Source organism: Kribbella sp. NPDC048915 (genome assembly GCF_040649595.1).
Classification (GTDB): Bacteria; Actinomycetota; Actinomycetes; order Propionibacteriales; family Kribbellaceae; genus Kribbella.
Map to the genome: position 1 here is coordinate 1 of NZ_JBEZFT010000027.1, position 13190 is coordinate 13190.

At 69.2% G+C, this 13190-nt stretch carries 12 protein-coding genes; 4 read left to right on the plus strand and 8 right to left on the minus strand.

Annotated features, from left to right (window positions below; translation table 11 throughout):
- Positions 1–141: 141 nt before the first annotated feature.
- The 5 genes from vanX to AB0B82_RS16445 are packed head-to-tail and all read right to left on the minus strand — an operon-like array spanning position 142 to position 4528.
- Positions 142–759: a D-Ala-D-Ala dipeptidase VanX gene (gene vanX / locus AB0B82_RS16425; RefSeq protein WP_360168157.1), complete on the minus strand. Its 618-nt coding sequence runs from the start codon at positions 757–759 to the stop codon at positions 142–144.
- Positions 756–1817 carry a D-alanine--(R)-lactate ligase gene (gene vanA, locus AB0B82_RS16430; RefSeq protein WP_360168160.1) on the minus strand — a complete coding sequence of 354 codons (1062 nt, stop codon included), beginning with the start codon at positions 1815–1817 and terminating at the stop codon, positions 756–758. The genes vanX and vanA overlap by 4 nt, the downstream gene beginning before the upstream one ends.
- Complete coding sequence (locus AB0B82_RS16435) at positions 1810–2793, minus strand: D-isomer specific 2-hydroxyacid dehydrogenase family protein (RefSeq protein WP_360168163.1); 984 nt, start codon at positions 2791–2793, stop codon at positions 1810–1812. Before AB0B82_RS16435 ends, vanA begins: the two co-directional genes overlap by 8 nt.
- Positions 2790–3929 carry a peptidoglycan bridge formation glycyltransferase FemA/FemB family protein gene (locus AB0B82_RS16440; RefSeq protein ID WP_360168166.1) on the minus strand — a complete coding sequence of 380 codons (1140 nt, stop codon included), beginning with the start codon at positions 3927–3929 and terminating at the stop codon, positions 2790–2792. Before AB0B82_RS16440 ends, AB0B82_RS16435 begins: the two co-directional genes overlap by 4 nt.
- Complete coding sequence (locus tag AB0B82_RS16445; RefSeq protein WP_360168169.1) at positions 3926–4528, minus strand: M15 family metallopeptidase; 603 nt, start codon at positions 4526–4528, stop codon at positions 3926–3928. The genes AB0B82_RS16440 and AB0B82_RS16445 overlap by 4 nt, the downstream gene beginning before the upstream one ends.
- 87 nt (positions 4529–4615) lie before the next feature.
- On the opposite strand from AB0B82_RS16445, the gene AB0B82_RS16450 reads away from it, so the two are divergent.
- Together AB0B82_RS16450 and AB0B82_RS16455 are read left to right on the plus strand one after the other, a co-directional pair.
- Complete coding sequence (locus AB0B82_RS16450) at positions 4616–5323, plus strand: response regulator transcription factor (protein ID WP_360168172.1); 708 nt, start codon at positions 4616–4618, stop codon at positions 5321–5323.
- A gap of 9 nt (positions 5324–5332) precedes the next feature.
- On the plus strand, positions 5333–6463 hold the full coding sequence (locus AB0B82_RS16455) for a HAMP domain-containing sensor histidine kinase (protein ID WP_360168175.1): 1131 nt from the start codon (positions 5333–5335) through the stop codon (positions 6461–6463).
- Positions 6464–6532: 69 nt separating this feature from the next.
- Here the strand turns inward: AB0B82_RS16455 and AB0B82_RS16460 are convergent, their stop codons facing one another.
- A complete protein-coding gene (locus AB0B82_RS16460) occupies positions 6533–7180 on the minus strand; it encodes a dihydrofolate reductase family protein (RefSeq protein ID WP_360168178.1) in 648 nt (215 codons plus the stop codon).
- Between the two features lie 977 nt (positions 7181–8157).
- Here AB0B82_RS16460 and AB0B82_RS16465 point away from each other — a divergent pair.
- Together AB0B82_RS16465 and AB0B82_RS16470 are read left to right on the plus strand one after the other, a co-directional pair.
- Complete coding sequence (locus AB0B82_RS16465; protein ID WP_360168181.1) at positions 8158–9090, plus strand: ATP-binding cassette domain-containing protein; 933 nt, start codon at positions 8158–8160, stop codon at positions 9088–9090.
- Positions 9087–9833, plus strand: a complete 747-nt coding sequence (locus tag AB0B82_RS16470) for an ABC transporter permease (protein WP_360168184.1) — start codon at positions 9087–9089, stop codon at positions 9831–9833. Before AB0B82_RS16465 ends, AB0B82_RS16470 begins: the two co-directional genes overlap by 4 nt.
- Here AB0B82_RS16470 and AB0B82_RS16475 read toward each other — a convergent pair.
- Positions 9817–12951: a BTAD domain-containing putative transcriptional regulator gene (locus AB0B82_RS16475; RefSeq protein WP_360168187.1), complete on the minus strand. Its 3135-nt coding sequence runs from the start codon at positions 12949–12951 to the stop codon at positions 9817–9819. The two genes, AB0B82_RS16470 and AB0B82_RS16475, sit on opposite strands and share 17 nt — an antisense overlap.
- Positions 12952–12977: 26 nt before the next feature.
- The gene (locus AB0B82_RS16480) at positions 12978–13184 is read right to left on the minus strand and encodes a hypothetical protein (RefSeq protein WP_360168190.1); all 207 of its coding nucleotides are present in this window, start codon (positions 13182–13184) and stop codon (positions 12978–12980) included.
- Positions 13185–13190: the final 6 nt, after the last annotated feature.

The window sequence follows — 13190 nt, forward strand, 5'->3', positions numbered from 1 at the left end:
GCACCCACACCCTCCAACCAGCCACCTGACCCAGGGGTGGGCACCGCCCACCCCTGACCCAACCCAGCACCCCACACCAAAACTCAACAGGCTCTGTAGCACGCCGGCGGCGAAACAACCCGCCGTCGCGCGAGGTCCGGGTCAGAGCGAGGACGTGATGGGGAAGTCGAAGTACGTCGTGGGGTGGGGCTCGTCGTGTAGTGAGTAGTGCCACCACTCGTGGGCGCAGGCTTCGAAGCCGGCGGACTCCATAACGGTCCGCAGGTGCAGGCGGTTCTGTGCCTCGTCAGGCGAGAGCTCCGCAGCGCCATGGTGTGAGCGGACATCCATCAGATCGTGGCCGCCGCCCATCGCGGCCAGGTCGCCGGTCGTCAGGTCGTACAGCGTCAGATCGACGGCGCTTCCGCGACTGTGGCCCGACCGCGTGGCGACGTACCCGGAGGAGATCATCGACGCGCGGGTGATGTTCGGGTAGAAACGCTGCTTCGTCCGCCCGTCCTCGCGTTCCTCCGACCAGCGCAGGAAGTGGTTCACGGCGCGCTGCGGGCGGTACCCGTCCCACAGCAGCAGCCCGAACCCGCGCGCCGCCGCCTTCGCGCGAGCGACCTCCAGCGCCGCGCACAGCGCCCTGGTCCCGACGATGCGATTCACCAGGTACCCGTCGACCGGCGTGCCGACGAAGTTGTCCCAGGTCGCGTACTTCGCGTCCCAGCGGATCCCCGGCACCGCCTCGTCCACGAAAACGAAGTCGCCGTTCATCGGAGCTTCCCGGTCAGAGTCAGCGTGACGAGTCGGTCGATCACCTCGGCGAGCGGTACGCCGGCCGCCGCCATCATCCGCGGATAGCGGCTGTACGACGTCATGCCCGGGAACGTGTTGACCTCGTTGAGCACCGCCTGACCGTCCGGTGTGAGAAACATGTCGACACGAGCGAGCCCACTGCACCCGAGCGCGGCGTACACCGCCTGCGCCGTCTCCTGAACCAGCACTCGAGCGGACTCGGGGATGTCGGCCGGAACGATCGGCGTCGAGTTCTCCGAGCCGGTCTCGGGCGAGTCCTCCTGGTGGATCTTGAAGAATCCGTGGGTCAGCGCGATGTGGTCGAGTTCGCCGGTCATCAGGTCGAGTTCGTTGCCCATCACCGCGCAGCCGATCTCGCTGCCGGCGACCGCCTCCTCGATCAGGACCTTCCCGTCGTACCGGCTCGCGGTCTCGATCGCCGCAGCCAGGCCCGCGGCGCGCGTGACCTTGCCGACGCCGAAGGACGACCCGGAGCGCGCCGGCTTCACGAACACGGGATAAGGCAACTCGGCCGGATCGAGCTCACCCGTGACGAGCCAGAAGTTCGGCGTCGCGATACCGGCCTGACGAGCGACGGTGTAGGTGAGCGACTTGTCCATGCATTGCACGGAGGCCTGCACGCCGCACCCGACGTACGGAATCCCGGACAGCTCCAGCAGTCCCTGGATCACGCCGTCCTCACCGCGTTTGCCGTGCAGAACGGGCAGGACGACGTCCAGGTTGACCGTCCGGTACTGACCATGCCGGATTCGCGATCCGAGCCGATCGGATTCGAGCAGCAGCAGGCCCTGCACGCTGCGATCCGGCGACAGCACGACCGGCGTCGATGCGCTGGTCTCCCAATCCGCAGCAGGACCGGCGCAGAGTTTCCACGCGCCGTGGCGGGTGATCCCGATGAAGTACGGGTCGTACTTCGCGAGGTCGAGGTTCCTGGCGATCTCCTGGGCGGACTTGACGGAGACGCCGTGCTCCTCGGATTCGCCGCCGAAGAGGATGCCGAGCTTGACCTTATCCATGATGCTCCTTCACGAAGTTCAGGCAGTTGCGGACGGAGTTCTCGACCGTGTCGCGGAGTGCGTGGTCGGTGTAGTAGGCGGTGTGCGGACTGATCACCACGGTGGGCAGGCGGTGCAGGCGCAGCAGCAGGTCGTTGTCGATCGGGTCGTGCCGGCGGTCGACGTAGAAGATCCCTTCTTCGCCTTCGAGTACGTCGAGAGCGGCGCCGCCCAAGCGCCCGCCCTCCAAGGCGTCCACGAGCGCCGGCGTGTCGATCAGACCGCCGCGTCCGGTGTTGATCACGAACGCGCCGGGTTTGAGCTGAGCGATCCGCCGGCGGTCGAGCAGATGATGCGTCCGGGCGGTCAGCGGTGTGTGCAACGTGACGACGTCGCTCTGCCGCAACACCGCCTCGAGATCGCCCGAATACTTGTCGTAGGCAACCACCCGGCACCCGAAACCGCGCAGTCGATCGATCACCGCGGTGCCGATCCGCCCCGTCCCGACGACGCCCACGGTCAGGTCCCGCAGTTCCCGGCCGCGGACCGCGTCCAAACGGTAGTCGTGGACGTCCGTACGCCGAAGAATCGACCGAATGTGACGGATCGCCATCAGCATCAACAGCACCGTGAAGTCCGCGACACTGTCGGGGGAGTAGCTGACGTTCTCGACCCGGAGGCCCAGGTGCTCGGCGTACTTCACGTCGAGGTGGTTGCAGCCGATGCTCCGCGTGGAGATGTACCGCACACCGGCGCGACGCAGCGCCCGCAACGTGCCGCGCGTGACCGGCGTCTTGTGACCGATGCTGATGCACCGACTCCCGGCCGCCAGATCGACGTTGATCACCTCGACGGGGTCCGCGGTCAGCAGCGGAACGAACCGCAGGGGTCCTGCCAACTCACGGAACACCGCGGCCTCGTCCGGCTCGCACCCGAACACTGCGATAGTTGTCAGTCCTTCGACCGAAGGAGCTTCGATCCTTGCTGCGTAGGTCATGTCAACGACCCCACCGAAGTTGTCCTGAGCCGTTTCCCTCGCCGCCTCAGGTACAGGCTGAATCCGCGGTACAGCACCGGTCGGAGCGGCAGATCCCACTCGCCGACGTACCGTACCGCTTGACCGCCGAGGCCGGCCTTGAACTGGATCAGCCCGACGTGTGGATCGTTGGCGTCGAGCGTCGAGGTGATGCCGCGGAGGTCGTACACGTCGCACCCGGCCGCGAGGGAGTCGCGGATCATCGCCCATTGGCACGCGTTCGAGCCGCGGACGTCACGCTTCGCCGTTGCGGAGGCGCCGTACGAGTACCACGCGCGCCCACCGACGCGGACCAGGATGCTCGCGGCGACGAGATCACCCTGATGATGTGCCGAGTAGAGCGACAGACGTGTGGGATCCTCGGCACGCAGCGCGCTGAACATCGTCTCGAAGTAGGGCAGCGGCCGCGGCGTGAAGTGGTCACGTGCAGCGGTGTGTACGTACAGCTCGTGAAAGGCCGCTAGATCGTCCCCGACGGTGACTTCGACACCAGTTCTCGCAGCCTTCTTGATGTTGCGCCGCCAGAGCTGGTTCATGCCCGCGAGTACGTCGTCCTCGGTGCGGCCGGCGAGCGGTACCTCGTACTTGAACTGCGGCTGCCCGACACCGAAACCGTCATCCGGACTCTGCGGCAACCATCCGGCCTGAAGGAGTTGTTCCGTTACGCGAGCACCGATTGGGTCGGCGCAGCCAGGCAGCTCGGTCAGCCGCCGGACCTCCGGATTCGCCACAGCAGCCTTGACGACGGCGGCGCTCCAGGTGTGCGTACGCACCGGCGGCACCAACCTGATCGCGAACGCGCCATGGGCCTTGAGGTACGTCGCCAGTGGATCGAGCCAGCTGCTGAGATCGCCGGCCCAATCGATGGACGGGCCTTCGGGCAGGTACGCCAACGTGGTGCCGAGGCGCGGGACCGGGCGGTGCAGGACGAGTCCGGCGCCGACGAGTCGCGGGCCGTCGTACCAACCGAGCGACTCACTGCGCCACTCGGTCTTCACCTCACCCCAGGCAGGCGTCTGGAGGAAGCTGACCGACCGCTGGGTCGCGATGTAGGCCAGATGCTCCGCCGTGCTGATCGGCGTGACGGTCAGCCTCACCCCTGCATCCTCGGGTCGTGCGTCGGGTCGGGATACCGCGGTGCGCAGCCGCCGCTGATCGCCTCCGGGCGGAACTCGTAGTGCCACGGCTCGTTGTCGTAGATCTGGCACAACCCGTACCGGGAACCGTTCCGCGCCAACCACCGCGTCGCGTCCGTCCGGCCGATGTCGACGGCCTGCCCCGCGACATGTGGCGACTTCTCCGGCGTGGCGACCCAGCGAGCAGCCTCCTTCTCGGAGCCGTACTTCGCCACCGCCTCGCGGAGCAGACTCTGCTGGTACGCCGCCGTTCGCCAGCCGCTGTTGACGTAGAACGTGATCCCGTCCCGCCCGGCGTCGGTCGCGGCCCGGCGGACCGCCTCGAGCAGCGCGGGATCGAGGTTGGCGACGCCGGCGACATGGTCGTCGAAGACCGTCGTCCCGTCGGGTATCGCGCCGTCCGGCACCCCGAGTGTGACCGAGTTGGTCGAGATCGACGGCAACGCCAACAGTTGGTGGATGAACACGCCGAGGATCGCCACGTTGGCGACCACGAGGGCCGCGCGCAGCGACCTGCGCCTCCGGCGGGATGCGGTACGGTCTGGTGCGTTGACAGACATGCGCTCAGTCAAAAGAAGAGCAGGTTGCGAGCGCGTATCCGGTTTTCGATACACCGGCGATATGTCCCGCCTCGTACCATCGACAGTGTGCGGGTGCTGATCGTCGAGGACGAACCAGAGCTGGCGCGAGCCGTTCGGGACGGCCTACGCCTGGAAGCGATCGCCGCGGACGTGGCCGGTGACGGCGAGACCGCGCTGGAAATGCTTGCCGTCAACACCTATGACATCGCCGTCCTGGACCGCGACATCCCGGGTCCGTCGGGGGACGAGATCGCGCAGCGGATCGTTGCCTCCGGCAGCGGTATGCCGATCCTGATGCTGACCGCGGCGGACCGGCTGGACGACAAGGCGTCCGGGTTCGAGCTCGGGGCGGACGACTACCTGACCAAGCCCTTCGCACTGCAGGAGCTCGTCCTCCGGTTGCGGGCCCTCGACCGGCGGCGCGCCCACAACCGGCCGCCGGTGCGGGAGATCGCCGGGCTGCGGCTGGACCCGTTCCGGCGCGAGGTCTTCCGGGGCGGGCGGTACGTCGCGCTCACCCGGAAGCAGTTCGCCGTCCTCGAGGTGCTGATGGCGGCCGAGGGCGGCGTGGTGAGCGCGGAGGAGTTGCTCGAGCGGGCCTGGGACGAGAACGCCGACCCGTTCACCAACGCCGTACGCATCACCGTCTCGGCGCTGCGCAAACGCCTCGGCGAACCGTGGCTGATCACCACCGTCCCGGGCGTCGGCTACCGCATCAGCACCGCGGAGTCCGACGACGCCGCGGTCGGAGAGGCAGGGCGGGCGCGTGGATAGGGAGCCGGGATGAGCGTCCGGCTCAAGCTGACCCTCAGCTATGCGGGCTTCCTGATGCTGGCCGGCGGCTTGTTGCTGGCGGCCGTGTGGGTCTTCCTGCTGCGGTACGTGCCCGACCGCGCGATGCTCATCGTGCCCGACGGACTGCAGGGGGACGTCTTTCCGATCCGTTCCGTCCTGCTGCGGACGTTCGCGCCGCGGGCCGCGATCGTGATGCTGGTCCTGCTGGTCTTCGGGCTGGCGGGCGGGTGGATCCTGGCCGGGCGGATGCTGGCGCCGCTGACCCGGATCACCGAGGCGACCCGGCTGGCCGCGACCGGGTCGCTGTCGCACCGGATCGAGCTGCGCGGACGCAACGACGAGTTTCGGGAGCTCGCCGACGGGTTCGACACGATGCTGGCGCGGCTGGAGGCGAAGGTCCTCGAGCAGCAGCGGTTCGCGGCCAACGCGTCGCACGAGCTGCGGACGCCGCTGGCGATCACCCAGACGCTGCTCGACGTCGCGCACAACGACCTGAACAGCGACAACCGGGCCCTCGTCGACCGCCTCCGCGTCGTCAACAACCGGGCGATCGACCTGACCGAGGCGCTGCTGCTGCTCAGCCGCGCCGATCAGCGCTCGTTCACGCCGGAGCCTGTGGACCTTTCCCTGCTGGTGGAGGAGGCCGTCGAGACCCTGCTGCCGCTCGCCGAGAAGCGCGGTCTGGCCGTTCACGTCTCCGGCAACGTCACGATGGTCCAGGGCTCGCGGCCCCTCCTCCTGCAGTTGACGACCAACCTGGTCCACAACGCGATCGTCCACAATCTGCCCGAGGCCGGCACCGTGTGGATCACCACCGGCACCCGTGCGAACACCGACGAGAACACCGTCGAGCTGACCGTCGAGAACACCGGTCGAGAGCTGTCGCTCAGCACGGTCCGGACCCTGACCGAGCCGTTCCAGCGCGGCGCCGAACGGGCCCGCAGCGACCATGGCGGCGTCGGCCTGGGCCTGGCGATCGTCGACACGATCGCGCGCGCCCACGGAGGCGAGCTCACCCTGCTCCCACGCTTCGGCGGCGGCCTCCGCGCCACCGTCCAGCTACCGGTCAAGCACGGACCCGGCCGTACTGGTGAGGCTCTGACTCACCCGTACCGGTGAGGCTCTGACTCACCCGTACCGGTGAGGCACTGACCCACCCGGCCGTCCGGGTGGGTCAGTCGGCCGGCATCAGCGCTTCTTCAGCGTGAAGGTGAGGTGCGTGACACTGCTCGGTGATGCCACGGTCTCGACGTCGTACCGGTCCTCGAGACCCTCCAGCCCGTCCCACAGCCGCTCCCCCCGACCGAGCAGGATCGGGACCTGCGCGACGTGCACGTAGTCGATCAGGTCCTCGGCGAGGAAGTCCCGGATGATCGTCGCGCCACCGCCGACCCGGACGTCGAGCCCGTTCGCGGCCGTCTTCGCCTGCTCGATCACTTCCTGCGGCGACGCGTCGACGAAGTGGTACGTCGTACCGCCCTCCATCTCGATCGACGGGCGCGGCCGATGGGTGAGCACGAACACGGGCTGGTGGAACACCGGATTCGGGCCCCACCACCCCTTCCAGTCCGGGTCGTCCTGCCAGCCGGGCGGACCGAACTTGCCGGCGCCCATGATCTCCGCGCCGATCCCGGGATCGTGCTGCTGGGCGAACGCGTTGTCGACCCCGACCGTGCCGCCCTCCCGCCCGTCACTCGCGTGGAAGAACTGCGTCCCGACCAGCCAGTCGTGCAGCCGCTCGCCCGCGTGCCCGAACGGCGCCTCGCGGGACAGCCCCTCGCCGGTGCCGAACCCGTCCAGCGAAATCGCGAAATTGTGAACCCGTACCTTTGCCATCGCTCGCTTCCTCCCGCTCGCGGCGCCGCCCTCCGGCGCCCTCACGAGAAGGTCGGAGCCGGCCGACCCGCTTTGACATCGCGTTCACAAATCGTCGTCGGTCCAGTGTCCAACACTGGCATGGTCCGGAAACCAGCTCTCGTGACTGACCCGTGGGCGGGTCTGAGCGATCGAGTCGGCGCCCGTGCCGTACGACCACGCCGTACGACCGTGCCGTACGACCGTGCTGTACGACCATGCTGTACGACCGTGCTGTACGACCGCGCGTGCCCGCGCCGAGGGCCCTTGAGCCCAGACCGGGGACCGCAAACACCGATCCGAGACCGTGCACCCCACCCGGGACCTTGGACAAGCAATAACCGGTCCACACCCACCACACCCTGTCCAAGCCCCCGTCTTCAGCCCGCACGACGACCGGCGCAGCCGACCTCGTACGAACGGATATCCGCGCGTGTTGAGGGGGAGCAGCCGGCGGTGATCTAGCCGACGGTGATGGGGTCGGCGGTGTTCGGCAAACGGTGCCGGTGCGGCGTGGTGCGGCGTGGTGCTGTGCCGTGGCGTGGCGTGGCGTGGCGTGGCGTGCCGTGCCGTGCCGTGCCGTGCCGTGCCGTGCCGTGGCGTGCCGTGGCGTGGCGTGGTCCGGCGTGGCGTGATGGTGCGGCGCGTGATGGTGTGGCGTGGTCGTAGGGGTTTCTGGTGTCCACCCACGGTGGGTTTACCCACGGTGTTGTGGGTTCCACACCCTTCACACGGGTCAGGAACCCACAACACGATGGGTGAACCCACCGTGCGGGAACGCGCGCGGCGTCCAGCGCGGGCGCCGAGCCGGTGCGGATCGTCGTACCGGGGCGGGGCTCGGTCGTCCGGACCCGCCACGGATCGGTCACACGAGCCGGAACCCCTCCCGCTGACACGGCGGAAAGGCCGTGTAGGTCGCGTGTCAGGGTGGTGTCAGGGCACCCGCCGACAGTGGTCGCATGACAACTTCGGCGATCGCGGTCACTGGACTGCGCAAGACCTATGGCGACCGGACCGTGCTCGACGGGATCGACCTCGACGTCCCGGCGGGCACCGTCTTCTCGCTGCTCGGCCCGAACGGGGCCGGCAAGACGACTACGGTCAACGTGCTGACCACATTGATCAAGGCTGACGGCGGTACGGTCCGCGTGGCCGGGTACGACGTTGCGTCCGAGGCGAAGGCGGTGCGCTCCGCGATCGGGGTGACCGGTCAGTTCGCGGCGGTGGACGACCTGCTCACCGGGCGGGAGAACCTCCAGTTGATGGTCGACCTGAGCCCGAAGGCCGCCGGTACGACGGTTGCGCAACTGCTCGAGCGCTTCGAGCTGACCGAGGCGGCGGACAAGCCCGCGGCGACGTACTCCGGCGGGATGCGCCGCAAGCTCGATCTGGCCATGACGCTGGTGGGGAACCCGCGGATCATCTTCCTGGACGAGCCGACGACGGGTCTCGACCCGCGCAGCCGGCGCACCATGTGGACGATCATTCGCGAACTGCTCGCCGACGGCGTGACGATCTTTCTGACCACGCAGTACCTCGACGAGGCCGACCAGCTCGCCGACCAGATCGCGGTGCTCGACAAGGGCCGGCTGGTTGCCCAGGGCACCCCGGACGAGCTGAAGCGGCAGATCCCGGGCACCCATGTCCGGTTCCGGTTCGGCTCGCTCGGCGAACTCGACCGGGCCGCGCGGGTCCTGCCGGACGCGACCCGCGACGACGACCAGCTGACCTTGCGGGTGCCCAGCGACGGCGGGACCCGGTCGGTCCGCAACCTGCTCGACCGGCTCGACGAGTACGCGCTCGAGGCCGACGAGTTCTCGGTCAACACCCCTGATCTCGACGACGTTTTCCTCGCCCTGACCGGGCACGACACCGCGGAGGTGACCGCATGACGAAGAACCCTTCGATCGTGATGCTGCGCCGGAACTTCAAGCACCTGACCCGGAACCCGACCTCGGTCTTCAATGCGGTCCTGATGCCGGTCGTGGTGATGCTGATGTTCGTCTACATGCTCGGCGACGCGTTCAGTGTCGGCGTCCCGTACGTCGACTACGCGACGCCCGGGATGCTCCTGCTGGCGGTCTGCTACGGACTCGGCGCCGTGGCGACGGCGGTGAACTCGGACATGACCAAGGGTGTCATCAACCGGTTCAAGGTGATGGACGTGCCGCGCGGCGCGGTCCTGACCGGGCACGTGGTGGCCAGCGTGCTGACCAATCTGATCGCGATCGCCGCGGTCATCGGGGTCGCGTTCGCGCTCGGGTTCAACCCGTCGGCAAGCTTCGCGCAATGGCTGGGGGTGATCGGCCTGGTCGTCCTGCTCGGTCTCGCGACCGGTTGGCTGACCGTCGCGCTCGGGCTGTTCGCGAAGTCGCCGGAGACCGCGGGACTCGCCTCCGTGCCGCTGATCATGCTGCCGTTCTTCAGCAGCGCGATCGTGCCGGCCGACAAGATGGGTCCCGGCGTGAAGCAGTTCGCGGAATACCAGCCGTTCACGCCGATCATCGAATCGCTGCGTGGTCTGCTGAACGGCGCCCCGCAGACCGGTGACCTGGTTGCCGCGGTCGCGTGGTGCGTCGGGATCGCCGTGGTCGGCTACTTCTGGGCGACCTCGACGTTCACGAAGCGAGCGTGACCTCCGCGAGCTCACGCCAGCTCGCCCGCCGGCCCGCTTCCGTCGCCTCGGTGAACCTGGTGTCACCGAGGCGACGGCGCGTTTGGTCCTCGAGCCGGATCACGTCCGGGTTCGACCGATCGGGCAGGCCGCGGACGACAGCGCTCGCGGCCAGCAGTCGCGCCGCCTGCTCGTCCTGGCCGGTGCGCGACGCCAGGTCCGCGATACCGACGAGAATCTGGGCGATCCCTGGCAGATGACCACCCTCGCCGGCCGCCTGGTACGCCGCTGCGCGGTGCTGCCGGGCCTCGTCGAGATCGTCGGTCAGATAGCCGCGGGTGTCCTCGATCGTCGCGCGCAGGTTCGCGCTCTCCGCCTCGCGGCCGAGCAGGGTCGTCGCCCGATCGAGTTGCGCACGCGCCTCGTCGGTATCGCCCTGCCAGCGCGCGAGCGCCGACTTCGACAAGGTGAGCTCGACGAGCGCCTCGGGCCAGGCCACCCGTTCGGCCAGGTGCTGGGCCTCGGCCATTGCGGCAGCGCTGGCCTTCGCGTCGCCGGCCAGCCAGTACAGCTCGGCCTGCCGTGACCGCAGCCGTACGACGTCCTCGATCGCGCCGACCTCCGTGGCGACGGCGATCGCCTGCTCGTAGTACTCGCATGCGGCCGTGAAGTCCCCGCGGACGGCGACCCGGTCCGCGAGCTCGGTCAAGGCGAACGAGATTCCCCACCGTTCGCCGATCGCCCGGAACTCCGCCAGCGCGGTTTCGAGCGCGTGATCGGCGTCCCGGCTGCCGTCGCCGAGCATGATCCGCATCTTGCCGGTCTGCAACCGCGCCAACGCCCGTACCCAGGGATCGTCATCGCCAAGCAGCGGTTCGAACGCGGAGACGAGTGCGTCCGGCCCGTCCAGCAGACGTTCCACCGCTGCGGACAGCGTGACGGCCGGATGCGGCGTGGCGACCCGTCGGCTGACGTCGGCAGCCTTACGGATCCAGTCCTCCGCGGCGTACTGGTCGCGTCCCCGTCCCGACGTCATGATGCCGGTGACGAACGCGTACACCACGGCGCGAATCTCGTCCGGCACTTCACCCGGCACGGCCGGTGCGGCCAGCAGGAACTCGTTGCCTTCGACCTTGTGGCCGGCCAGCCACCAGTACCACCCGGCGGCCGCGGCGAGCCGCATCGCGCCGCGGGCGTCCTCCGCCGCGAGCGCGGCGCGCATGGCCGCGGCGATGTTGTCGTGCTCGGCCTCGACGATCGCCAGCCATTCCACCTGCTCCGTACGGCGCAGGTGCGGGTCGGCCCGCTCCACCAGGTCGGTGAAGAACGCAAGGTGTGTACGGCGGGCCTGGTCGGATTCACCTGCCTCGTCGAGGCGCTGTTGCGCGTACTCCTTGATCGTCCCGAGCAACCGATAGCGAGGTGCGCCCTCGTCCTTCGCGACCACCAGTGACTTCTCGGTCAGGGCGGTGAGCAGGTCGAGGACCTCCCACGACTCTACCTCGCCACCCGCGCACACCTGCTCGGCCGCCTCGAGTCCTGCGCCGCCCGAGAAGACCGAAAGCCTGCGCAGGACAGCGCGCTCGGCGTCGGACAGCAGTTCCCAGCTCCAGTCGATCACCGCGCGCAGCGTGCGGTGCCGCGGGAGCGCCGTACGGCTGCCGCCGGTCAGCAGCCGGAAGCGATCGTCGAGACGATTCGCGAGCTGCGCCGGCGACATCGTGCGCAACCGAGCCGCCGCCAGCTCGATCGCCAGCGGCATCCCGTCGAGCGCGCGGCAGATCCGGGCCAGGGTTTCGCGGTCCGCGGTCAGCTCCGCACGGACGGCCGTCGCACGGTCGAGCAGCAGCTGGACGGCCGGTGACGCCTCGATGTCCTCGAGGTCGGCATCATCCGTTGGCAGCGCCAATGGTGCCACCGGCCACAAAGCCTCGCCGGTGATGCCGAGCGGTTCGCGGCTGGTGGCGAGGATCCGCAGCCGCGGGCATTCGCCGAGGACGCGATGGGCGAACGTCGCGGCCGACTCGATCACGTGCTCGCAGTTGTCCAGGATCAGCAGCATCGTCCGCTCGCGGAGGGCGGCGATCACCCGGTCGGTTGGATCCGTTTCCGGTACGTCACCGAGCAGGGCGTCCCGCAACGCAAGCGCGCCGAGCGTCGTCTGCGCCACGTCGCCGTCCGGCCCGATCGCCGCGAGCTCGACCATCCAGGCGCCGTCGGGCAGCTCCTGGGCCTGGTCGCGCAGCATCGCGCGGGCAGTCTCGGTGGCGAGGCGGGTCTTCCCGGAGCCGCCCGGTCCGATCAGGCTGGTGAGGCGGTGGCCGACGACCAGGTCCCGTACGGCGGCGAGGTCTGCGTCCTTGCCGACGTACGTCGTCAGCTCCTCCCGGAGGTTCGTGTTGCGCTTCTCGTCCCGGCGGATCAGTTCGCCGCGCAGCAGGGCGACGTGCAGGGCGGAGAGTTCGGGGGAGGGGTCGACACCGAGCTCGTCGGCGAGCCGCTCCCGGGTGCGCTCGTACACGCCCAGCGCGTCGGTGTCGCGCCCCGAGGCGACCAGTGCGCGCATCAGGGCGGCGACGAGACGTTCGCGCAGCGGGTGCGCGGTGACCAGATCGGTGAGTTCCGTGACGAGGTCCGCGCCGTGGCCGAGCGTGATCTCGGCGTCGAAGCGGTCCTCGGTCGCGGTCAGGCGCAGTCCGTCGAGACGGGTCACCGCCGCGTCGAACGCCCCGCTCTCGGTCAGGCCGACGTCCTGCATCGCAGGCCCACGCCACAGGCCGAGCGCCTCCCGTAGCAGCTGCACATCCTGCGGTCCGGGGTTGGCGCGGGCGCGGGTGACCAGCCGCTCGAACCGTACGGCGTCCACCGCGTCGGGATCGAGGTGCAGCCGGTAACCGTCCGTGTGTCCCTCCACCGGGAGCACCTTGCGCAGCCGCGAGACCAGCCGCTGCAGCGCGTTCGCCGCGTCCGCGGGTGGCTGCTCGCCCCAGATCCAGTCGACCAGCGTCGCCTTCGGCACCACCCGCCCGGCGTCGAGCGCCAGCGCGATCAGGAGACCGCGGAGCCGTGCGCCGGGTACGTCGACGACCTTTCCGTCGTCGTCCCGCACCTCGAACGGTCCCAGCATCCCGATCTGCACGGGCCAGATTGTGTCACGCCGCTGCGTCAGCTCACGGCGCGCTTCACCAGCGTGACGATCTGCTCCTCGACCTCGGGGGTGAGCTCGAGCATCGCGAACGACGTCGGCCAGAAGTCGCCCTCGTCGAGCTGCGCCGGCGGGTTGAAGCCGAAGGTCGCGTAGCGAGCCTTGAACTTGGCCGCGTCCTGGAAGAAGCAGACGACCTTGCCGTCCTTCGTGGCCCAGGCCGGCATGCCGTA